At 39.3% G+C, this 22,993-nt stretch carries 22 protein-coding genes; 10 read left to right on the top strand and 12 right to left on the bottom strand.

Going from position 1 to position 22,993, the window contains the following annotated elements; all coding sequences use genetic code 11:
* Position 1 precedes the first annotated feature (1 nt).
* The 3 genes from ABJE44_RS16005 to ABJE44_RS16015 all read right to left on the bottom strand — a co-directional run bounded on the left by ABJE44_RS16005 (position 2) and on the right by ABJE44_RS16015 (position 1,875).
* Complete coding sequence (locus tag ABJE44_RS16005) at positions 2-211, bottom strand: hypothetical protein (RefSeq protein ID WP_348111043.1); 210 nt, start codon at positions 209-211, stop codon at positions 2-4.
* Positions 212-286: 75 nt separating this feature from the next.
* Positions 287-1,354, bottom strand: coding sequence for an MJ1255/VC2487 family glycosyltransferase (locus ABJE44_RS16010; RefSeq protein WP_348111044.1), 1,068 nt, complete (start codon positions 1,352-1,354; stop codon positions 287-289).
* A gap of 11 nt (positions 1,355-1,365) precedes the next feature.
* Complete coding sequence (locus tag ABJE44_RS16015; protein WP_348111045.1) at positions 1,366-1,875, bottom strand: phosphatase PAP2 family protein; 510 nt, start codon at positions 1,873-1,875, stop codon at positions 1,366-1,368.
* A 185-nt stretch (positions 1,876-2,060) separates the two neighbouring features.
* On the opposite strand from ABJE44_RS16015, the gene rraA reads away from it, so the two are divergent.
* Positions 2,061-2,546: a ribonuclease E activity regulator RraA gene (gene rraA, locus ABJE44_RS16020; protein WP_348111046.1), complete on the top strand. Its 486-nt coding sequence runs from the start codon at positions 2,061-2,063 to the stop codon at positions 2,544-2,546.
* A gap of 103 nt (positions 2,547-2,649) precedes the next feature.
* Here rraA and ABJE44_RS16025 read toward each other — a convergent pair whose 3' ends face one another.
* From ABJE44_RS16025 to fldB, 3 genes are all read right to left on the bottom strand, one after another.
* The gene (locus ABJE44_RS16025; protein ID WP_133469779.1) at positions 2,650-3,057 is read right to left on the bottom strand and encodes a biopolymer transporter ExbD; all 408 of its coding nucleotides are present in this window, start codon (positions 3,055-3,057) and stop codon (positions 2,650-2,652) included.
* A 115-nt stretch (positions 3,058-3,172) separates the two neighbouring features.
* On the bottom strand, positions 3,173-3,958 hold the full coding sequence (locus tag ABJE44_RS16030) for a CLCA_X family protein (protein ID WP_348111091.1): 786 nt from the start codon (positions 3,956-3,958) through the stop codon (positions 3,173-3,175).
* A 1-nt stretch (position 3,959) separates the two neighbouring features.
* Positions 3,960-4,502 (bottom strand): flavodoxin FldB, encoded by a 543-nt coding sequence (fldB, locus tag ABJE44_RS16035; protein ID WP_348111047.1) that lies wholly within the window; start codon positions 4,500-4,502, stop codon positions 3,960-3,962.
* Positions 4,503-4,750: 248 nt separating this feature from the next.
* Between fldB and ABJE44_RS16040 the strand changes: the two genes are divergently transcribed.
* The gene (locus ABJE44_RS16040) at positions 4,751-5,863 is read left to right on the top strand and encodes a hypothetical protein (RefSeq protein WP_348111048.1); all 1,113 of its coding nucleotides are present in this window, start codon (positions 4,751-4,753) and stop codon (positions 5,861-5,863) included.
* Positions 5,864-5,918: 55 nt separating this feature from the next.
* Here the strand turns inward: ABJE44_RS16040 and msrA are convergent, their stop codons facing one another.
* Positions 5,919-6,455 carry a peptide-methionine (S)-S-oxide reductase MsrA gene (gene msrA / locus ABJE44_RS16045; RefSeq protein WP_348111049.1) on the bottom strand — a complete coding sequence of 179 codons (537 nt, stop codon included), beginning with the start codon at positions 6,453-6,455 and terminating at the stop codon, positions 5,919-5,921.
* A gap of 176 nt (positions 6,456-6,631) precedes the next feature.
* Here msrA and ABJE44_RS16050 point away from each other — a divergent pair, with 176 nt between their 5' ends.
* From ABJE44_RS16050 to ABJE44_RS16070, 5 genes are all read left to right on the top strand, one after another.
* Positions 6,632-6,964: a YciI family protein gene (locus tag ABJE44_RS16050; protein ID WP_348111050.1), complete on the top strand. Its 333-nt coding sequence runs from the start codon at positions 6,632-6,634 to the stop codon at positions 6,962-6,964.
* Positions 6,965-6,985: 21 nt separating this feature from the next.
* A complete protein-coding gene (locus ABJE44_RS16055) occupies positions 6,986-8,209 on the top strand; it encodes a sigma-70 family RNA polymerase sigma factor (RefSeq protein ID WP_348111051.1) in 1,224 nt (407 codons plus the stop codon).
* A gap of 58 nt (positions 8,210-8,267) precedes the next feature.
* Positions 8,268-8,684, top strand: coding sequence for a DUF393 domain-containing protein (locus tag ABJE44_RS16060; RefSeq protein ID WP_348111052.1), 417 nt, complete (start codon positions 8,268-8,270; stop codon positions 8,682-8,684).
* Positions 8,671-9,408, top strand: coding sequence for an SDR family NAD(P)-dependent oxidoreductase (locus ABJE44_RS16065; RefSeq protein WP_348111053.1), 738 nt, complete (start codon positions 8,671-8,673; stop codon positions 9,406-9,408). The genes ABJE44_RS16060 and ABJE44_RS16065 overlap by 14 nt, the downstream gene beginning before the upstream one ends.
* Before the next feature lie 127 nt (positions 9,409-9,535).
* Entirely contained in the window at positions 9,536-10,963 is a 1,428-nt protein-coding gene (locus ABJE44_RS16070) for a sodium-dependent transporter (RefSeq protein WP_348111054.1), read from the top strand.
* 22 nt (positions 10,964-10,985) lie between these two features.
* Here the strand turns inward: ABJE44_RS16070 and ABJE44_RS16075 are convergent, their stop codons facing one another.
* Both ABJE44_RS16075 and ABJE44_RS16080 read right to left on the bottom strand, forming a co-directional pair.
* Positions 10,986-11,810 carry an NAD-dependent epimerase/dehydratase family protein gene (locus ABJE44_RS16075; RefSeq protein ID WP_348111055.1) on the bottom strand — a complete coding sequence of 275 codons (825 nt, stop codon included), beginning with the start codon at positions 11,808-11,810 and terminating at the stop codon, positions 10,986-10,988.
* A gap of 39 nt (positions 11,811-11,849) precedes the next feature.
* Positions 11,850-12,632 carry a DUF2884 family protein gene (locus tag ABJE44_RS16080; protein WP_348111056.1) on the bottom strand — a complete coding sequence of 261 codons (783 nt, stop codon included), beginning with the start codon at positions 12,630-12,632 and terminating at the stop codon, positions 11,850-11,852.
* Between the two features lie 244 nt (positions 12,633-12,876).
* On the opposite strand from ABJE44_RS16080, the gene ABJE44_RS16085 reads away from it, so the two are divergent.
* On the top strand, positions 12,877-13,074 hold the full coding sequence (locus ABJE44_RS16085; RefSeq protein ID WP_348111057.1) for a hypothetical protein: 198 nt from the start codon (positions 12,877-12,879) through the stop codon (positions 13,072-13,074).
* 1 nt (position 13,075) lies between these two features.
* Here ABJE44_RS16085 and ABJE44_RS16090 read toward each other — a convergent pair whose 3' ends face one another.
* A complete protein-coding gene (locus ABJE44_RS16090; RefSeq protein WP_348111058.1) occupies positions 13,076-14,323 on the bottom strand; it encodes a mechanosensitive ion channel family protein in 1,248 nt (415 codons plus the stop codon).
* A gap of 18 nt (positions 14,324-14,341) precedes the next feature.
* Positions 14,342-15,277, bottom strand: a complete 936-nt coding sequence (locus tag ABJE44_RS16095) for an acyltransferase (RefSeq protein WP_348111059.1) — start codon at positions 15,275-15,277, stop codon at positions 14,342-14,344.
* Positions 15,278-15,492: 215 nt separating this feature from the next.
* Between ABJE44_RS16095 and ABJE44_RS16100 the strand changes: the two genes are divergently transcribed.
* Together ABJE44_RS16100 and recQ are read left to right on the top strand one after the other, a co-directional pair.
* Positions 15,493-18,372, top strand: coding sequence for a pitrilysin family protein (locus tag ABJE44_RS16100; RefSeq protein ID WP_348111060.1), 2,880 nt, complete (start codon positions 15,493-15,495; stop codon positions 18,370-18,372).
* A 124-nt stretch (positions 18,373-18,496) separates the two neighbouring features.
* On the top strand, positions 18,497-20,683 hold the full coding sequence (gene recQ / locus ABJE44_RS16105; RefSeq protein ID WP_348111061.1) for a DNA helicase RecQ: 2,187 nt from the start codon (positions 18,497-18,499) through the stop codon (positions 20,681-20,683).
* A 122-nt stretch (positions 20,684-20,805) separates the two neighbouring features.
* Here recQ and ABJE44_RS16110 read toward each other — a convergent pair whose 3' ends face one another.
* Entirely contained in the window at positions 20,806-22,872 is a 2,067-nt protein-coding gene (locus ABJE44_RS16110; protein ID WP_348111062.1) for a tetratricopeptide repeat protein, read from the bottom strand.
* Positions 22,873-22,993: the final 121 nt, after the last annotated feature.

Genomic DNA, 22,993 nt, shown 5'->3' on the forward strand with positions numbered 1-22,993 from the left:
ATCAATTGGTTCCTGTAGCAGGGGATTCGGTGGCATCTGTAGTTGTTGTTTCTGCTTTATTGCTTTTAGGTTCTTCAGGAAGATAAAGCGCTCGCTTTTGACCACAAGCCGACATACCTAGTAGGCATGAAAGTAGTATGAGTTGTGATGCAACTTTTAAATTTTTCAGCATAACTACCACCGCAAAATAAATAGCTGGCAATAATGTCATTACCTAGCCAAAAAACAAGAGGTAGAGTGAGATGATTTGGCATTTTATGCAATAAGAAATAACTAAGTCTAAAATTTAATGGGGAATTTGACGTAGTTGATTTAGTACTGATTCAGGAAACTTCACTTGACGCCACAAAGCCGAACATAAACTTTCGGTATCAGACCATTGCTTATTCAGAATCCAGTCTATTAGTGTATCTGGGTTGGCTGAAAATCGAATAGTGTCCGGTGTATCACTTTGCAACCATTGCTCAATGGCATCTAAATCTAAAGCGCGCATAAATTGGCAAAGCCCTAATTCAGATAAGGTATGCGCGTTAGAAACCTGTTCATACTGACCATTGAGAGGCTTTAATAACATGCGTTTATTAAATTGTAAGCACTCACTAGCTAATTCAAACCCAGCATTGGCGATTACGCCATTACATTTGCTAAGCACCCTATGAAAAGGTGCTATGGCTGTAGGGTGCCAGCATATGTTCTCATGTTTGTGGGCATATTTGATAGATGGATGAAAACTAATAAAGTCATGCTCAGCAAATGAACTAAGTGTTTCTTGTATTGCTGAAACATCTTCAAAAGGAAGATATACAAGTATGCTTTTATCTTGCCTTTCACTATGAAATTCTGGATCAATAAAGGGAGGAAGAATAGGGTAACCATAATGGTACCAATGTACTCCAAGCTGTATGTCGGTGGGAGCAAAATAACGAGTAATTAAATTGTCAACAATATCGGCCTCTTGTTTGGGAATTGGGTGAGCGAAAGCTGCCTGGTGACTGATTGAAATAGAAGGCACCTTTTGTTTTTTAGCAGCCCAAGCTGTTACGGGCTCAAAGTCATTTAGAACAAGGTCATAACTTGTCACGTCAAAATGTTTAATGTCATGAAAAAATTGTCTAATTTTCGCTGATTTAATGGTGTCCCAATGATTCACTGCGCCATTTTGGGTTGCGAAAGATAAACCTTGTAAGCTTTGGTATTGCCCAAACACTTCCATATCAAAGTATTTATCTGGATCTCTACCAGAGAATACAAAATCTACATCCACATCAGCTCTTTTTGCAAATGCCTTTGCCATTATTCTTGCGCGGCTGATATGACCATTTCCCGTACCTTGCACGCCAAAAAGAATTTTCATAACACCCTACCTTAGAAAAGCGACAAACTAAGCATTGATATACCCATTCCAAGAGCAGCTCCCGCTAAAATGTCTCCAGGGTAATGCACACCTAACAAAACCCTAGAGCATCCGATGCAGCAGGCCCATGTATAAACTGGAATAGCGATTATTGGATAAAAGCTGGCTAGCAGAGAAGCCATAAGAAAGGCTGCAGCTGTATGCCCTGAAGGTAAACTAAATTTATCAGAGGGGACGATATGTGCAGCAATATCGGTTTGTTGATTACAAGGTCGTTGACGACGTAAACTTTTTTTTAAAAAAATATATAATGGCACTTCAAAAGCATAGGCAAGTAGAGCGGTATATAAAAAAAGATCCCCATGTTCAGGCTCTAAGTACCATAATAACAAACCTATAATTAAATAGAGTTGTCCATCTCCGGTTTTAGAAAGCCACTTGATCCAGCGACAATCCCGATTAGCCGTTAAGTTAAATAACCAATGAAACAAGGCTTTGTCACTTTGTAATAAAGATTTCATAGGCATAGCTCTCACTCTTACAAAACTAAGCTTATCTTATAAATCACCTATGAATCGTATATGACAGTTTTGCTAAAGCTTTATTACAGTGAATTTGAGTATTCCTAGAATATTGATGTAAATACACTAGATTTGAATTTCTCTAGCAGTATACTCGGGGTAAACCTAGCAGACTTGGAATTAATATGGACTACAACACATCTACTTTATGCGATATTTTTGCGGACAGCGTTGACGTGGTTGAGCCCATGTTTATATCTTTTGGTGGTAGACCTTCTTATGGTGGTGAAATAACTACAATTAAATGTTTCGAAGATAAAGGTTTGATTGATAAAACCTTAGAAATGCCTGGCGTAGGAAAGGTTTTGTTAATTGATGGTGGGGGCTCTATGCGCCGTGCCTTAATTGATGCTACTTCAGCTCAACTCGCATTTGATAATGGTTGGGAAGGGATAGTGTGTTACGGCAGTGTCCGTGAAGTTGATGAACTGGAAGATATAAATATTGGCATTCATGCAATTGCTTCAATTCCTGTTGGTGCTGACGATCAAGAATTAGGTGAGGTTGATGTTGCAGTTAATTTTGGTGGGGTAACCTTTTTGCCAGAAGATCATCTTTATGCCGACCAAACAGGAGTGATCCTGTCTCCTGAATCTCTTGACCTTGAATAACCTTTGAAGTCTTTAGCTTAACACTTACTTTATTTAGGATAATAAAAAAGCCGTGCTTCACTGAAACACGGCTTTTTCAATTATGGCAATGGTAAGCTCTAACTTATTTGCCAACCAATACAGAAACGTTTGCAATACCAGCTTTCTTAACTTCGTTAATTACTTCAGTTACGTCACCGTGTTTTGCTTTAGGGTGAGCTTGAACAGCTGCAGCATCTTGATTGTTTTCAGCCAAGAAGCTTTGAATATTCGCTTCTACTCGACGAATATCAACCTGACGACCGTTCACAACTATTGTTCCATCTTCTTCTACACGAATAGATAAAGATTTTACGTTAGTTGGTGGTGGTGGTGTATTAGAGTCTTTAGGGCGACTAACTTCTAAGCCTTTCTCTTTTACGAAAGAGGTGGTCACAATAAAGAAGATAAGCATGATGAACACTATGTCCAACATGGGAGTCATATCAATTGCAGCTTCGTCGTCTGCGCTGCCGTGCTTTTTTCTTTTCATCGGTATAAATCGCCAATTGGGTTAATACGAATACTGACTTAATAAAGACAGTTCATCTTTAGAGATCCTAAGCATTGTTGAACAATAATCAGAGTACTCTGTGGGTTAGTGTTTTTCACTTCCCTATAGCGTGCCCCAAATGACGAAAATAATCCAGTAGGTTTTTTGAAATTGTTGCTCTATGTTCATCTACTGGGTAGATCCCTAACTTAGCCTCAGGGCTTTGTTTGGTACCTTGCACCAGAAACGCATTTTTTCTAAAGTGATCTTGGATACAGGCCTCAAAGGCACGGGCACTAAGCTCCTGAGGTTGGGCGTAGTAGTAAATTTGCAGTGTTTTGTCAGCCAATGCGCAACGATTTACATAGTCACTTGGTTGGCTTTTACTGTTAGTTAAAAAAATTGACTCAAAAACTTTGCTGAGTTTAAGATTTAAAGCATGTTGCTTTTGATGGTTATCTTTTAACCAACACTGTGATGCAAAATGATGATGTTGAGTGTTAATAAATAATTTATTGCAAATGTAATGGTCAAATGCATGAAACCACTCATGGGCTAAGGCTCCTCCTCCGGCATTTTTTGCCAATGCTAAGGTTTTAGTTTGTGAGTCATAGTGAGCACTACTGTGTTTTCTACCACCACTTCCAAATGCTAAAGATAGACTGCTATTAAGGGAGATAACTGTTTCTGAGACTTCTAATATTTCCATTAAGTCACACAATGCATCAAAAAATAAATTAGCAGCTATTTGTTGTTCTGTTTTGGTGACCCACTTGCCAATTGTGACTGTTCTAAAACCAAAGATTTTGACTATGTCTTGGAAACTTACATCTGCGCCGTCTCTATGCGATGGGCCATTTCGATAATATGGCTGATGAATTCGCGAGGCTCTGTCTGACATTTTAAATGGCATCAAGCTCGGCTAATACTTGGGTACTCCACTCTTTTATTCGTTGCTCAGTTAAATCATATTGATTCTCATCGTCTAAACTTAAACCAACGAAGAAACTATTTTCTGCCACTAGTGCTTTTGAATGGGTAAACTCATAGCCTTCATTTGGCCAATAACCAACAAATTCGCAGTGCAAAACCGCTAACTCATCGTGCAGCATACCTAGCGCATCTTGAAACCAGTCAGCGTAACCAAGTTGATCTCCTAAACCATATAAAGCGACTGTTTTACCTGCTAGATTCAAGTCTTTAATATCTTGCCAGCTAGACTCCCAATCTTCTTGTAATTCGCCAAAGTCCCAGGTTGATATTCCGAATATCAATAGGTTATATTCCTCCGATTTTTTTAAGTTGGTGTCTTTAACATCAAATAATTCAACCTGACAGCGATCTGACAATTCGTGTAATTGAGTTTGAATTTTTTCAGCAGCCATTTCGGTGTAGCACGTTGTGGAGCCATAGAATAAGCCAATCTTTAGTTCTTTTGTGGGCATGTGGACCTTAATGAAAAATTTAATCAGACGATATGTAGTAACTTAAAAAAATCCACTGATATTATACCTAATATTACACATTACTCTTTGGGATTTTTACTTACCCAGTCTTTTAACAAAGTGTATTAGAAAAAAATAAAGCGGTATTATTTGGTTTTATTTTACATTGCTTTGGGTAATATTCGAGTGCTTGGAAGCATGAGAGCGATTTTTCATTGCATCACTTATTTAATTTGTACGGAACGAATATGAAACTTACCTCAACATTATTAGCCATAACTAGCTGTTTTTGGATGCTAGGGTGCAGCAAACCGTCTATCACTGACAATATTGATGTATACGGTTATTGGGTAATGGAGCACGACGGCACTATAATGAAGGACCCGCAGCCATCAGGTTTAAAGGCTTGGCAAGGTGGCTTGTTAACTGTGAGTGACCGTAGTGCGATACCTTCACAACGTTTACAACTTCGAAAAATATCAGCTAATAAAGCTCAATTGAATGGTCCAGATTTACTCATTTCATTGTCTCCAAGCCTAGCCAATAGTTGTTTTGCAACTTACATCAGCGGTAATCCAGATTTAGAAGCCTTGGCAATAGACCCTGACGACGACAAAGTATTTTACTTAGTGACAGAAGATGCTAGTGGCGCTGAGCCTATGCCAGGTAAGTGTCAGCAAAAATATGCTAATACAGGCTCTACACATTACCCCAGGTTATTAATACGCTTAGAGCAGCAAACTAATAGCTCAGTCCTGATGACTCATGTTCGCCCCATCAAATTTGCCGAAGAGATGCAAGTTGGGGACTTTCCTAACGATGGTGTTGAGGCCTTAACTTTTGGTAGTAATCGCACTTTGTATTTGGGCATAGAGAAAGATAAACAATCAAAAGCACGTATTTTTTCTTTGAAAATGGGGGAAGGTTTCTGGGGCACTGAGGATTTTGCAGAAGTTTCTGACTTACCTTTAAGGTTACCTAATTTTTCAGAGGGCAGACATCCCATAAATGGCATGGATTTTTACCAAACACCAGCAGGGCAGGAGTTTTTGATTGCAGCAGCCCGTAATGATGGAAAGTTATGGGTAATAGACCTAAGTGGAGCAAAAGAAACACGTATATTACCACTTACATTCTACGCTGAGTTAAAAAATGGAAGTGAAAACTGCACAGGTTTTGAAAAAATGCATAATGCTTCAATTGAAGGAGTCGCAGTAATGGATGATACCCTGTGGTTGATAAATGACCCGTGGAAAAAGATGTATCCGAAAAATATTCAGTGTATCGAAAATAAAGAAAACTATGAAAATTACTCCCCTTTATTGTTTAGCTTAAAGGTTCAAGCTGAGTGGTTTCAATAGTCAATTTATAAATTGAGTTGCGCACTATAGGTTTAGTGCACAACCCCTAAAGCCTTTACTTTAATTTACTGGCGAATTTTTTCTTAAATTTTGCCAGTTTAGGGGCTACAACCATATTGCAATATTGGTTTTGTGGATTATTAGAGAAATAATCTTGATGATAATCTTCAGCTTGATAGTAATTATTCACTTCGGTTAATTCGGTGACTATAGGATCTGGCCAAATTTTTTCTTCTGTAATTTCTTGTAAAATATTACTCGCAATTATTTTCTGTGACTCATCGTGGTAATAAATTGCACTACGATACTGGGTTCCCACATCATTACCTTGGCGGTTTAATTGTGTGGGATTGTGCAAGGCAAAAAATATTTCAAGAATGTCGCGATATGTAATTAAGTCTGCATCAAAATTCACTTGCACCACTTCTGCATGGCCAGTACTACCGCTACAAACTTGCTCATAAGTTGGGTTGTCGAGTTGCCCGCCTGCGTATCCTGCATAAGCAGACACGACACCGCTAACACTATTAAACGCTGATTCAATACACCAGAAACAGCCACCACCAAAAGTTGCGGTTTGAATTGTTGCCATTTTTTACTCCAACATTATTTGTTTATAGTCATAATGTGGTTGTTACAGATACAAAATTCAAGATATAAAAACTTCAAAGAATTTTAAATGTGTGTCGGAATAGTCTTACCTGATTCGTTATTAAATTGAGAAGTTTGATGAGCAAATTTTTCAATAACCAATTAAGAGAGGAAAATATGCAATTTTTAGCGTTGATTTATGCTGGTGAAGGCAAAGATGATGTGGACATGGAAACTCTAATAAGTCAGTACGAGTCTTTTGAAGAGGAAGCAAAAAATGTTGTTTTGGGGAGTAATGCCCTAGAGGCAGTAAGTACCGCCACATCAGTGAGAGTTAGGGATGGAAAATCACACCTAACAGACGGTCCTTTTGCTGAGACTAAAGAGCAACTTGGAGGCTATTATTTATTTGACTGTAAAGACCTTGATGAGGCATTGCTTTGGGCTGCTAAAATTCCTAGTGCCCGTTATGGCACAGTTGAAGTGAGACCGGTCATGCTATTTGATTGATAGACACTGACTGTTTTGCATATGGATGAGATATCACGCATTTTTAGAGCTGAGTCAGGTAAGGTTATTGCCTCTCTGGTTTATATTTCTAAAGATATACAGTTAGCTGAAGATGCGCTACAAGATGCTTTGGAACAGGCGAGTATCCACTGGCCTGTTCAAGGTGTACCTGTTAATAGTTGTGCTTGGCTTTACTTAGTCGCTAAGCGTAAGCTCATCGATAATTTACGCAAAACAAAAGTCTATAATGATAAACAAAAGACCGACTTAATTAGGCAGAGTATTATTTTACATGAAGCTACTGCTGAGCTTGAATATGATGTACCGGATGAAAGGCTTAGATTAATCTTTACATGCTGTCATCCCGCATTAAATGAAGATGCACAAGTTGCATTAACTCTTAGAGCTTTATGTGGTTTAACAATCAAAGAAATAGCTCGGGCTTATTTTGTCTCTGAAGTGGCAATGGGTCAAAGGATCACCAGAGCCAAGAGAAAAATTAAAACTGCAGGTATCTCTTATGAAGTGCCTAGCCATGCACAACTAAACGCTCGTTTATCCAGTGTACTTAAAGTTATTTATTTAATTTATAACGAATCTTATAGCGCATTTGAGGGGCAAACACTGACTCGGCAAGATTTTGCTCAAGAAGCCATTAGGTTAAGTCGCTTGATGGTTGAGTTAACGCCATCTGCGGAAGTATTCGGTATGGCGGCATTACTGTTGTTTCATGATGCGAGAAGAGCATCTCGTAGTGATAACCAAGAGTCTTATATTCCACTAGAACATCAAGATAGACAGTTATGGGATGACAAGCTGATTGTTGAAGCGAATAAATATATGGATAAAGCATTGGCATATAAACAAGCCGGGCAATATCAACTACAAGCTGCAATTAGCGCGTTACATTGCCACGCACCTAGTTGGGAGGCAACAGATTGGTACCAGATTACATTACTCTATTTGCGCTTGTTAGATTTTAATGGGTCGCCAATGGTTCTGCTTAACCTCTTGGTTGCTAAGTCTTATACAGCAGAACTAGACAAGGTATATCAAGAGTTATTGTTATTAGAGGCTCAGTTGCCTGATTATCAACCCTACTATGCAGCGAAAAGCGATATAGAGGGTCGTTTAGGGTTACTGGTAGCGGCAAATGCCTCACTAGATAAGGCGATCAAGTTAAGTCAAAATGGTAGTGAGCGAGACTTCTTATTACGAAAAAGGGCCGTATCTCTCAAAAATTGAACCGACATCTTTGTTTGTACGTATTAACAATTTAAATGAATCTAATTGACTGGCTCTAATGTTAACTACCGAACTCATTATATTTTATGATGGCTATTGCCCTTTATGTTTAGCTGAAATGCGTAAGCTAAAGGAGTTAGATACATCACAGGCTATTTCTTTTGTTGATATCCAAGAAGACAGTTTTACTCAACATTATCCACACTTAGATTGGGGGGCGTTGAATGCCCGTATTCATGGTTATCTTGCTGATGGCAGGTTGATAAGTGGCTTAGATGTGACATACGTAGCGTGGAAATTAGTAGGAAAAGGTTGGGTATATGCCCCCCTTAGGTGGCCCGTAATTAGATGGTTTGCAGATATAGCTTACAAAGGTTTCGCTAAGCATCGTTACACTATTTCGTTTTTGTTAACAGGCAAAAAGCGTTGTTTACCTTGTGAGCAAGTTGATAGAGGTTCAGATGTCAAAAACTAACGCTCTTGTGATTGGTGCATCTGGGGGCATTGGCGCAGCATTAGTTAATCAGCTGCAACACTCAAATGTTTACCATCAAGTACATGCTGTTTCTCGCAATTTACCCTCTGAGCCTTTAACTCATGTCTGTTATCATCAAGTGGACTCGGAAGATGACCATAATATTTTTGAATTATGCCAACAGCTTAATTCCCAAGGGATTCAATTTACACTCGTTGTTTGTTGTATAGGAGCGTTACATGGGCAAATTGGTGAGCATTTAGTTAAACCTGAAAAGCGCATGGAAGATTTAGACTCTAAAAGCCTAGATTTTTATTTTTCAACTAACGCCATTACTCCTGCTATTTGGCTTAAAAACGTAGAGACGTTGTTGAAAGGCAAGCAAGCAGCAAAGTTAGTGTTTTTGAGCGCTAGGGTGGGCAGTATTAATGATAATGAGCTAGGCGGTTGGTATGGTTACCGCGCAAGTAAGGCAGCCTTAAATATGTTGATAAAAACGGCACAAGTTGAGTTGAAAAGGCGTGCTAAAAATGTCGCATTGGTTAGTTATCATCCTGGTACTGTAGATACTAATTTATCTAAGCCTTTTCAGAGCAATGTTCCTCAAGGTAAATTATTCACTGCTGATTTCACTGTGTCGCAATTGTTAAACATACTCTTAGACTTAACAACAGAAGATGCCCCTTATTACTTAGATTGGCAGGGGAAAACGATTTCTTGGTAACCTTCATCCGTATCGATACCTGTGATGATTTTTATGCTTAAGCCTACGGATTGCCTAACAACAAAGACATTCTGAAATTCTGCTGGTAATATCTGCCCCCAATTATAAAAATAAAATAGGACTTGTTATGAGCGCACCTCGTGAACAATTTGGCTCTCGTTTGGGTTTTATATTGGCTGCAGCGGGTTCAGCAGTCGGTATAGGTAATTTAGTTGGGTTTCCGGTTGGCGCGGCTAAAAATGGTGGCGGAGCATTCTTATTGATGTACGCCATATTTGTTGTGGCAATTTGTGTTCCTGTGATGATTGCTGAAATGACGATAGGCAGAGCTAGCCAGAAAGACCCTTTAGGGGCATTAACATCTCTGTCCGATGGTCATAAAGGTTGGCGCTTCGCTGGTTGGTTATCCATAGTTACGCCTTTTATGATCGCGGTATTTTACTTAGTTATTACTATTTGGATTTTTGGTTATTTATTTGAATCTAGTATAGGAAATCTAGACTTACTGGCAGACCCCGCAACGTTTGGAAATTTTATATCTGGCAATAGCATCTTTATATACATGGCTGGCGTACTGGCGATTGTATATTTGATTTTACAAGGTGGCGTAAAACAAGGTATCGAAAAAGCAGCTAAAATATTGATGCCAGCCTTGTTTATTATGCTACTTGGCATGGTTGTGTTTGTGTTGACCCGAGACAATGCTATGGCAGGGGTATCGTTTTACCTTGTTCCCGATTTTGACAAGATTAATGCTAGTGTCATTAATGGCGCGCTTTCTCAGGCATTTTTCTCTTTGTCCTTGGGAATGGGGATAATGATTACCTATGGTAGTTATATTGATAAGCGCTCTAATTTACCTTCTTCTGCAAAGCTGGTGGCACTGACCGATACTGCCGTTGCCTTTACTGCTGGCTTGATGATCCTACCTGCAATTTTTTCATTTAATCCTGAGGTAAATCCAAGTGAGTTAAGTGAATCTTCAGTCTCAATGATTTTCTCTTACTTGCCGCAAATATTTTTAGCTTTGCAAGACTCATTGGGATATGCAGGGGCTAGTGTTGTCGCGAGTATCTTCTTTTTATTAGTATTTTTCGCTGCCATCACTTCTCTTGTTTCTATATTCGAAGTCCCCGTATCGGCTCTAATGAGTGAGAAAGGTGTAAAGCGTAAAAACTCATTGTTTATTTGTGGCACTTTACTTGTCGTGTTTGCTCTTATGTGTGCATTTTCATTTGGCTTTTTCGAGTTTTTTACGTCATTTATTAGTTATGGTGGTTCTGAAACGCCTAAATCATTCTTCGATTTGGTATATGACGTTTTTTACGACACTATTTTGCCGCTTAATGGCTTATTGATTTGCTTATTTGTAAGTTACAAGTGGAAAGCTAAAGCTTTTAACCAAGAGTTAGACCAAGGTGCTCCTGAGTTCAAGAAGAGTTTCCTTGAACGATACGTAAATATTGCCCTTGGTACTTTTATTCCTTTGATTTTATTGGTTATTTTTGTGAATACCGTGGCGCTGAAGTTTTTTGGTAATGCTTTGATTGGTTAATGACCCTTGTATGGACAGTCACCTATGGGTACTGTCCTAGCATATCGAAGGGGTTTGGATATTTAAAGCGTAGCCCTAATAGTTGTAAGCTGTTGTCACTATTAATTTGTTTGCCTGATGGTATCCCTGAACCTGCTATAAAAGTTGGAGGGGGCAGACCAAGCTTTTTGGCGGCCCATGTGTAATATTGAATGCGAGTAGGATGAATCAGTGAACTTAAATTTATAATATTTCCCCATAATGACTTTTGAATCACTCGCTCGATTGTATTTATTACGTCCTCTTGGTGAATTAAATTCACCATATCATCTGGGTTTGCTACCCCAGTTTTACCTGCTAGGTAATTGACAGGGTGACGGTCTGCTCCCACTAAACCAGCTGGGCGGATAATACTGCTGTTATTAGGGAAGTATTTAGTGACCAGTTTTTCAACGTGGAGATTTATTTTTCCGGACAAAGTCGTAGGATTTGTAGGGCTTTTCTCTGTAATGACACAACTACTATTGCCATAAACAGATGTCGTACTGATAAAAATAACCTTTTTTATTTTACTATGTGAAGCCTGTTCCAATAGTATTTGCATATGCTGTGCAAAGTTTTCGATTGTGGGGTTTTTGCGGCCGACAGGTATATTTAAAATTAAAATATCGCTTTCAAACATCACTCCTAACGCCTTAGAGTGAATATTATCTCCTAGTGAATACTGCACTGGATGTAAACCTAAACTGGCTAATGCTTGACACTTTTGTTTCGAACGTGTTGAGGCCACAATATCGCAACCACAACTTTTTAATCTTAACGCTAGTGGTTGGCCTAACCAACCACAACCCGTAATCGAAATTTGCACGCAGTAATCCAACCTAACAGTTTAATAGCCCCTAGGTTATCACATCAATTGAGTTTCTTTACTCATGTGTAACACATCTAAGCTACTAAGTTGCTTAACATTTAGTTGTAGCTGATTTTCAGCTATATCTATCTTGGTGAGTGTGTCACACAAAGCATTGGCATTTTTTTCTAAAACTATGGCTTGAGTTTCAAATTTATGTTCAATACGTTGACCAAAATGTTCCATTTTTTGCTCGAATTCATCTAAATCCCCCCCACCAAAAATAATTTGGGTGCCTAGGGCAACCATAATGTGTCCAATTGATTCAGAAACGACCTCTTCTATAGTTTCTTCGAACTCTCGCTCCCACTGCTCTCCCATAAACGCTCCATCTTCAAAAGCATTTGAGTCGATTCTTATACTGCCGTTGTCCCCGTAAAAGTTATATTGAACTTGTTGATCTAATTCATACAGTTTATCTGACAAATCTTGCATGACATGGCTATTAGAGCCTAATAATTCTTCAAATACTTCATTCATAGCACTACTGGCTAAAGCGATGGCATCGGTTGCGATGTTAGCCGCTTGTGGTACTGCTTGATTAATACCATTGTAATATTGATTCACCCATTGCTGTTGCTCGGTAGACAAGTCAACTACCTGATTATTGACATATAGAGTTTTGTCTTCAGTAATGGTGAGCTGATTCTGGTGGTCCATTTGAACTTGTAAAACCTTATCTTCAAGTTGCAATTGACCGTCAAGCTCAATATTGCATTGATTGGCGAAAGCTGAAAGTGAACCGAAAGTTAGAGTGGCGGCTAAAATAATTGAACGCATATTGTTCTCCAAGAGTAATCGTTTTTTTATTCACTAGAGCAAAGGCTAAGCCAAAATTAAAAAGTCATATAAAACAATAAGATAGATGTGATTTATAAGTTGCCAACTAAAGTTCACATGAATTTTTTAGTGAGCGTGACTAATAAGTCGTTATTTAGACCATCTAATTTTTCTATTTATGCTTTTCGTCCTTTGGTTTTTTGGTGCATAATATGTAGAGATAGCAATAACTAGGAATTAGCTAATGAGTAACTGGTACGAACCCATTTTATTTGGATTCACATTAATCGCGTTTGTTTTGGGTATGACTAGCCTTATTATGAGTTTTTTGCCTGTTAAAGAAGGCGAAGATCCTATGCAGTCTAGAGTTGAATATGGATTTTTTGGTGTTTCAGGTTTAGTGCTGTTTATCGTATTTATTTACGCTTTGGCTGTTGCTTAAACTATTGTTGGGGCCTGTCACTGACACGTTGATAGGCTCTTAGTTTGAAGGTTGGCAATATAGCTAACAGATGATCAAAAATGTCGCTTTGTATCCCTTCATAGTTTTGCCATTTTTTATCTGCACAGAAACAATAAATTTCGATAGGCACACCTAACTCGGTAGCCGGCATTTGGCGCACAATTAACGTCATTTCTTTATTAATCATTGGATGATTTTGTAGATACGCACGCATATAGGCTCGTAAGGTCCCGATATTTGTAAGCCTGCGGCTGTTAACTAAATCTTCTGTGTCAATATTTTGAGCTTTGTGGAAAGCTTGTAACTCCTCAAGTTTGTGCTGAATATAAGCCTTGATATAGCGAATGTTTGAAAACTCTTGCAACATCTCTTGGTCACAAAACTTAATACTCTGAATATCAATGTAAACAGAGCGCTTTATACGTCTGCCTCCAGACTCTGACATACCTCGCCAGTTTTTTACTGAGTCAGTGATTAGCGCATAAGTTGGGATGGTTGATATAGTTTTATCCCAGTTTTGAACTTTTACAGTAGTTAAGCCTACTTGTAGTACATCACCGTCAGCTCCATATTTTGGCATTTCTATCCAATCGCCAGTGTTTACCATACGATTAGCCGCAATCTGAATGCCCGCAACGAAGCCTAATATGGTGTCTCTAAACAACAATAGTAAAATTGCGGTTACGGCACCTAAACCAGAAATTAGTAATAATGGTGATTTATCTAATAGGTTGGAAATAATAAGCAGTGCGGCAACGACAATTATGAACAGTTTACCAACCTGTATAAAGCCTGTTATGGGGGCTTTTTTGGCTAAGTTCGAGGCATTGTATGTATCTTCAACGGTATTAAGTATGGCGCTCGCGGCTAGTACTGAGGCAACTAATACATACACCACAGCTGATTTTTGTAAAAACGTTAGTAGTAGTACATTGTCTATCAATAAAGAGCTTAATAAATATAGCAATATAGCAGGAACGATATGGCCTACTCTTCTAAAAAAGTTATGCTTGTGTAACTCATCATCAAAGGTATTTTTGCTTTTGCTTATTATTTTGCGAATACGGCTATGAAGTATGCTTTTTGTTAGCCAGTTGCTAGTCCAAGCCAACAGTAATATAGCTACTAGCGCTGTGACTTGGAAAACCCAACTTTGTTCTGATACGTGAAAGCCAAAATATTCTATCAGTGATAACAATTTTTGACTGAGGTACTCACTCTTTTCCATTTCAATCTCGATAGATGTTTAATCGTTAGTCGCTGCTGGTTTATCTGTGTTGTTGTTATCTGACATTGACTGTAGGCGTTGGTCTTTTTGCAACCATAGACCCGTTAGCCAGCGTTGAAACTTCACTCTTTGCTCTGGGTTATTGAAATAATCAGGCCCATAAATATCATTTCTCAATATGTCTTCGATTGAATGAGTTTGAATATCTACTTTGATATAGCTCACTTTACCACACGCAAAATCCCAGAAACTAGGCGTACCCTGAGGGTAATGTATGGTGACATCTAACAATTTATGGAGTTGCTCGCCCATTGCACCTAACACAAACGCCATCCCTCCCGCTTTGGGTTTAAGTAAGTGTTGAAATTGACCAGAGAGTCGCTGCTGTTTTTCTTCTGTTAAGCGAGTCCCTTCAACAAAATTCATAATACTGACAGGTTTGTATTTGAATTTTTCGCAAGCTTTGCGAGTGTTTTCTAAGTCTTTGCCTTTTAAATGTGGTTTTTTAGCGATGAGTTTTTTGCTGTACCTATGCATAAATGGAAAATCTAGCGCCCACCAAGCTACCCCTAAAAATGGCACCCAAATTAACTCCTTTTTTAAGAAAAACTTCAAAAATGGAATTTTGCGATTAAATACTCTCTGTAACACTAAAATATCTACCCAAGACCTATGATTAGATATGACTAAATACCAGTCTTTTTGACTTAAGCCTTCTAACCCAGTGACCTCAATTTTGGTTCTGCTAAATAGAAATTGATTACAGCTGTTAACGCTTATCCAAAGTGTGGCGCATCCATCTAACAGGTAGGACATAAAAGTTCGCCATATCTCAATGGGAATAAGTTTAAGAAATGAAAAAATCAAGATAGGAATTAACCAAAAAATGGTATTAAAGAAATAAATGATAACGGACAGTGCGCCCAACAATGAAAAAAACATGGTATTCAACATAACTACTACTCCAAAACTTGCCCAAGTTTAAACTAAAATCATTCCAAATATGTAGTAGTTCTTTATTAGGGATTTAAGAGTTATAAATGTTTTGTAACACTTGGGGGTAGGAACTATTAAGTAATAACCAAGCCTGATGGGTATAAAGTCTTTTAAAGTGTGAGTTTGTATATCATTATTCCATTTGAAATTTTATTAGAAGGATATTTTTCGTAGTGAAAAAACATATTTTATTAACTGCTGGTATCGCAGCTATTTTGAGTTTAAACGCGTGCAGTGTGAAAGAGTCACATATTGATTCTTCATCTTCAAGCAATGACATCGTGGTTCCGGCTGGTTTTAAAAAAATTACTTCTGTGGTGAAAAACTCAGAAGAACTGGTTATTCCTTTTAATAAATATGAGTTAGACAATGGTTTAACTGTGGTGTTACACCCAGATAAATCAGATCCCTTGGTGCATGTTGATGTGACTTACCATGTTGGCTCTGGCAGAGAAGAAGCTGGAAAGTCTGGTTTTGCCCACTTTTTTGAGCATATGATGTTTCAAGGTTCTGAAAATGTAGCTGACGAACAGCACTTTGCTTTAATTACTGAGTCTGGAGGTACGTTAAACGGGTCAACCAACACTGACCGCACTAATTACTACGAGACGGTACCAGCCAATCAACTGGAGCGTATGCTTTGGTTAGAGTCTGACCGCATGGGGTTTTTCCTTGATGCGGTAACCACTGAAAAATTTGAAAATCAAAGAGAAACTGTTAAAAACGAACGGGGACAAAATTACGATAACCGTCCTTATGGATTGTTAAGAGAGCGTATAAATGAGGCAATGTATCCTGAAGGACACCCCTATTCATGGTTAACAATAGGTTATATTGAAGACTTAAACCGAGCTGATTTAAATGACCTTAAGAAATTTTTCTTACGTTGGTATGGTCCAAATAACGCTACGTTAACCATAGGTGGGGATCTGGATGAAGCCCAAACTCTAGCTTGGGTAAAGAAATATTTTGGAGGTATTCCAAGAGGTCCGGAGGTGATTGACCCCACTTATACCCAAGTTACCTTGTCTGAAGACCGCTATATTTCAATGGAAGATAATGTTTCTTTACCTTTGATGTATATGGCATTCCCTACTGTCCATCTGAATCACCCTGATGAAGCGCCTTTAGACGTTTTAATGTCTATTTTAGGCTCTGGTAAAACGTCTCTTTTATATAAAAATATGGTTAAAAATGGCAAGGCAGTTCAGGCCCAAGCGGGTCATGCTTGTCAGGAATTAAGTTGTCAATTTAGTTTATACGCTTTGCCTACTCCAGGGACATCATTAGCGGAATTAGAAACGATCGCACGAGCGTCGTTAGAGGAATTTGAGAGCCGCGGGGCTGAAGATGATGACCTTGAACGCGTCAAGGCTGGTATAGTATCAGGTATGGTATATGGCCTTGAAAGTGTTAGTGGTAAAGTCAGTCAGCTGGCTGCTTATCAAACATTTCGTAATAATCCAAATGGTATTGGTGATGATGTAGCTCGTTATGAGAATGTCACCAAAGACGATGTGATGAGAGTTTATAAAAAATACATCAAAAGCCAACATGCTGTTATCATGAGCATCGTACCCAATGGTCGAGGGGATAGTATCGTAAAGCCTGATACGTGGCAGCGTTACGAACGTACAATTCCGAAAAGTGGTGCAGAAACTGAGTTAGCATTGCGCCCAGGAAGTTCTGATTTTGACCGTTCAGTTGTACCTGCTTCAGGTAAGAATCCAAGTATTAGTGTCCCCGAGATTTATCGAACACAAACCAAAAATGGTATTCATGTTTTAGGCGCAATCAATAATGAAGTGCCAACCACTACAATTCGATTACTTATTCCTGCTGGGCAAACTAGAGAAACTGTTGAAAACTTAGGGTTAGCTTCGTTAACTGCAGCCATGATGGGGGAGGCTACCTTGCAATCTAGTGCTGAAGACTTATCCAATCAATTGCAAAAGCTTGGCTCACAGGTAACTTTTAGTGCAGGAGACCAGTTTACAACCGTTAATATCAGAACATTAACTAAAAATTTAGAAGCGACAGTTGCACTCGCAATTGAAAAACTAACCCAACCAAAATTTGCTCAAGACGATTTCTTACGTTTGCAAAAACAGCAGATTGAAGGCTTAAAAAATGCCAAGAAAAACGCCAGTACTACAGCAACTAATACCTTTAACAAGCTAGTGTTTGGTGCAAATAATAGTTTTGCTTACGATGGAAACGGCATAATTGATACCGTTGAAAAGCTTACCTTAGATGATGTTAAGAGCTTTTACGCTCAGCACTACGGCCCTGCAAAATCAGAGTTAATAGTCGTGAGTAATCTTGATGAACAAGGTGTTAAGTTTGCGATATCTCCTTTAGAGTTATGGCAAGGTAAATCGAGCGACAACCCTGAGATTAAGGCATTCCCAACGTTAGCCGCTGGAACTTTGTATTTTATTGATAAACCCGATGCTGCACAGTCAGAAATTCGTATTGGTAAGCGAGCTCTTAAGTATGACGCTACTGGAGAGTATTACCGAGCAGATTTAATGAATTACAATTTAGGTGGTGCCTTTAATAGTCGTATTAACTTAAATCTGCGAGAAGACAAAGGTTATACATACGGGGCTCGTTCGTTTTTTAGTGGTAATGACATACGTGGTTATTACAGAGCTCAAGCTGGCGTGCGTGCCGACACAACAGCGGATTCTATTGTGCAATTTAGAAATGAAATTGAAGCATTTGCCGAGAAAGGTATGACTGCTCAAGAGCTACAATTTGTCAAAAATGCTATTGGTCAAAGAGATGCTCGTAGCTTCGAAACACCTAGACAAAAGTTAGGCTTTTTATCAACTATAATGAATTATGATCTAGACACTTTTTTTAAAGATGAGCAAAACGCTATACTCGCTAATATTACTAAAGATGAACTCAACGAGTTGGCGGCAAAACACCTTGACGTAAACAACATGATAACCGTTGTTGTGGGTGATAAAGCGACGGTCTTTGAGACCTTACAACCTTTGTTTAATAAAATTGTAGAATTGGATACTGAAGGTAATCCTTTATAATTAATCGCTAGTCAATCGATACCTAGCCACCATTTTTCATCCATGGTGGCTACTTTGTTTGAAGTTCAGTTCTATATGCGACCCTTGAGCCCTAGAAATTAAAGATAAGCAGGGAAGAACTGCAATGATGAATCAAGCAAACGCCATTCTAAACAACGTATTCGGCTTTGAGCAGTTTCGAGAGTCCCAAGAAGCGATTATCAGCAACGTGTTACACAGGCAGAATACCTTGGCAATTATGCCAACAGGTGGCGGTAAATCTTTGTGTTACCAAATCCCAGGTACAGTGTTTGATGGTTTGACAATTGTTATTTCACCTCTTATATCTTTGATGCAAGACCAAGTTAGGCAGCTTAACGAACTCGCCATACCAGCTTGCGTGCTGAATAGTTCGCTTTCAGACATCGATTATCAAAACAATTTAGATGGCATCAAACAACAACAGATTAAGTTGTTGTTTCTAGCTCCAGAAACGGCGTTACAAACTAATATTTTAGACCTACTTAGTCATTGTGATGTGGCTTGTATTGCCATTGATGAAGCCCACTGTATTTCAGAGTGGGGTCACGACTTTCGCCCTGAATACCGTCAGCTAAATCGTCTTATTGAATGTTTTCCAACAGCCGTGTGTATCGCCTTAACAGCGACTGCTACGCCTAGAGTGCGAGAGGACATCAAGCGTCAGCTTAATATAATTGACAGTAGCGAGTTTATTTCTAGTTTTGACCGCCCCAACTTGTTTATTAGTGTTGTTCCCAAAGATAATCCTTATCTACAATGTAAAAACTTCGTCGAACAACACCCGGAACAGTCGGGGATCATTTATTGCCAATCCCGTTCCGGTGTAGATGAACTAACCGCTAAGTTAAAACGAGATGGGTTTTCTGTCTTGCCCTATCATGCGGGACTAAGCAGTATCAAACGCAGTGACTATCAAGAACGTTTTATTCGAGATGACGTAAGCATCATAGTGGCGACCATTGCCTTTGGCATGGGCATTAACAAACCCGATGTGCGTTACGTATTACATTACGATTTGCCAAAAAATATTGAAGGGTATTATCAACAAATTGGTCGCGCAGGTCGTGATGGTTTATCTGCCGATTGTTTATTGTTATTTGGTTATGGCGACACGGGTAAAATTCGATTTTTTATCGAACAAATGAGTAACGAGCAGGAAAAACGTTTGGCTAACGTACACCTTAATCAAATGTTAGCGTTGGCCGAGGCTGAAGATTGCAGGCGCTCGCCACTACTAGAATATTTTGGCGAAAAGTCAGTTAAAGAAAATTGCGCTAACTGTGATAACTGCACTGGTGAAAGCAAAGAGAAATCTGATTTAACCGTACCCGCCCAGAAGTTTTTATCTTGCGTGCATCGCACTGGTCAACGATTTGGTGCTAGCCATATTATCGATGTATTGCGCGGCTCTAGTGCCGAGAAGGTATTACAAAACCAGCATAACTTGCTTTCAACCTACAACATTGGCAATGAGTTTAATAAAAAGCAATGGATGGCTCTGGCGCGGCAGCTGATCCACAAAGGTTTACTCAACCAAGAAGAACAATTTGGTGGTTTAAAGCTTACTCAAAAAGCCGCAGACGTGTTAAAAGGGAAAGTGCCATTTTTTGCTTTGTTGCAGCAACCTGTTGCTACCAGTAGGCATGTATCTAAAACACTCGCTAACCCTGGTGATCAGCAATTGGTTGCCATATTAAAAGCTGACCGTAAACGTTTAGCCGATGAAGCAAACCTGCCGCCTTATGCGGTTTTCTCTGACCGCACACTTAACGAAATGGCTTATTACTTTCCTCATTCTCAAGAGAGCTTGTTACGTATTCATGGAGTAGGGCAGGCTAAGCTAGATAAATACGGAGATCATTTCCTCGCTATGATTACCGAATATTGTCAGCAAAATAATATTGGTGAAGTGGTTAATACCCAAACGGCGAGCAAAGCCATTGTGAGTAAAAGTAGCTCTGCTAACTCCAGTAGCCGTAGTGCAGAAATTGTTAGCGCTTATCAGGCGGGGAAATCCATTGCGTCTTTAGCTAAGCAGTTTAAGGTAAAAGACGGCACCATCATTAATCACCTGTATCGGTATGTGCAAGATGGACATAAGCTTGAACAGCCCACATTGTTGATGGAGCAATCAGGATTGAGTCAAGGTCAAATCGATTCAGCTTTAGCGGCATTTGCTAAACATTCCCACGAGCGTTTAAAACCTGTTTATGACGGGCTGAATGAACAAGTGAGTTATGACCAGTTACATTTACTTAGGATTTATTTTGTTAATCAGTTGGCTGAATAACGAGTTTTCTGACTGCCTCAGCAGCCCTATCGAGCTCTAACACCCCGAACGTACAAGCTTTACTCAAATTCATACTTTTTGCGTAAGCGCATACGCTCACTGTCAATTTTACTCAGCAGTGCCTAAATAACCGGTTTATCACTTATATCATTAAACTCATAGCGCACCTCTTCTAGACCCCACAAACTAATGCCAGAATCTTCTGGCAGTTGTTGCAATAAGCTTTGCGCCTGTTCGAATTGCCCGGCATAAATCGACAAGAAAAATTCAAATGCAGCCATGGATTGATAAAAATCATATGAGGCAGGATGGGCTAATTTATATTCTGCTATAAGTTGTAAGACTTGTTCGGCCAGTTTTTTTGCTTGATTGGTATCGCCCAATTTGCGCAAAAAGCTAATGTACGAACCCGTAACATTTAATTGCTCAATTGAGGGGGTAGGCGGGATCAATTGTTTGACCCGCCTTTTTAACTCACCAAGCTGTTCACTCTTTCGCGCAATATCGATTAATACCATGGCGTCTTCTGAATAAATGTTGAAATATTGATTGGGCACCATTGCATTCCACAACTCATCAAGTGATTTGTTTGGCAAAGAGTAACCATTAATGTAAGCCGCCGTATAACTGAAAGTCCCCCAGTATCCGTTACTGATCATATCGATATTGTCTAACAACGTTTGAGCGCTCTGGTGTAGGCCTAGTTTGTTTAAGTAATAAAAATAGGTATAAGTGTTGCGTTGGTTGGGGTTCTCTTTATGAAGGCGTTGCGCGGTCAATAAGCCTAGCTCAGGGTTTATGTATGAGACATAACGAGAAACGTCTTCTGTTGTGGCATTTAGTTTAAAATCTTGCGCGTCTTCAGGTGACAAACACCGCAACAAAAAATATTGCAGGCGGTTTTTGTAGACTAACTCTAGCGCTGCAGGGGCAATACTATCGACAAATTTTGCAATATCTTCGCAAGGTGAATAAAGTGTTACAAGAGTAGTAAAATACTGAAACTGAAAATCATAATCAAAGGGATAAGCCCGAATCGCCTTTTGGTAAAGTTGTACGGCTTTATCGGTTAGTTGGGCATAATCGTCGTAGCTTACGGCCAAGGATAAAATTGCATCGCGGTTTAAAGGGTCCAGCGCTAAAGCTTGCTCAGCAAAGCCAATAATCTGCACATCAGTCACATCATCATTTTCCGTATTCGACACATCAACAACCCCCACATAGGCGGCTAGACCCAAAATAGCTGATGTATCAGGGTATTGCTCAAGCAATGTATTTAAGATCAGTTTGGCCTGATTAATATCCGCGGTTGTTTCACGGTTTGCTAGAGCACGGGCGATAACTAACTGTTCAACGGCTTTATAATCCAGTTTATCTAGGGCCGCTGCATAGCGGTCATCCTGATGGATAAGTTTGAGTTTGAGTGCCGACGCCACTTGATCACTGACTTCTTCTTGTAATACAAACACATCTTCGAGTTTACGATCAAAGGTATCCGAGAAAAGATGGGCACCTGATTTAGCATCAATCAGTTGTACTGTAATGCGCAGATTGTTGTGACTTTTACGTACACTACCTTCAATTAAATAATCGGCTTTGAGCTCAGCAGCAATCACGGTTAAATCTTTTTGCACATTTTTATAGGCAAAACTGGTGGTGCGCCCCAGTACCTTTAAATCACGAATACGTACCAGTGTATTCAGCAGCTCTTCGGTCAGGCCATCAACAAAGATGTCTTGCTCGGGCTCATTACTCAGGTTTAAAAATGGTAATACCGCTAGTACTTTGGTTTGGTTTTGGGTAGTAACTAATTCAGCTTCCGGCACTAATGGTGTGGCTGGAGTAGATAACCACAATTTATCGACCGCAAGATAAACCAACAGTAACACCACCACACTCACTAACCAAAGGTTGATTTTTCGCCCGGTTTGGTTGGTGATGGAAGTGCCTTGCTCGACATCGTTGGTGGGGCGAGTGCCCTCTGGGGTCAATTCAAAGGCCCAAGCAAAAATACAAGCAATGGGAAATCCTATCATAAACACCACAGTAACAATGGTGCCAAACATGGTGGGTAATTTTAGAAAAGGGGAAATGACGGAAATGATTTGCATCACTAACCAAGCGGTGACCAGATACACACTGGCGACTTTTACTACATTGCGGCGTATAAGTTCCTTGAAAAATGACATGTTGTTCCGTGCTTAATTTTATCGTGAATTCATTTCACATTGCTCGCAACCGTAACTGCATGGCCGACTCTTAAAGTGTTAGTGTTTGTTATATCACCAGCTATCTTTAAAGTGAATGCTT

Source organism: Paraglaciecola sp., from assembly GCF_039942875.1.
Taxonomy (GTDB): Bacteria; Pseudomonadota; Gammaproteobacteria; order Enterobacterales; family Alteromonadaceae; genus Paraglaciecola.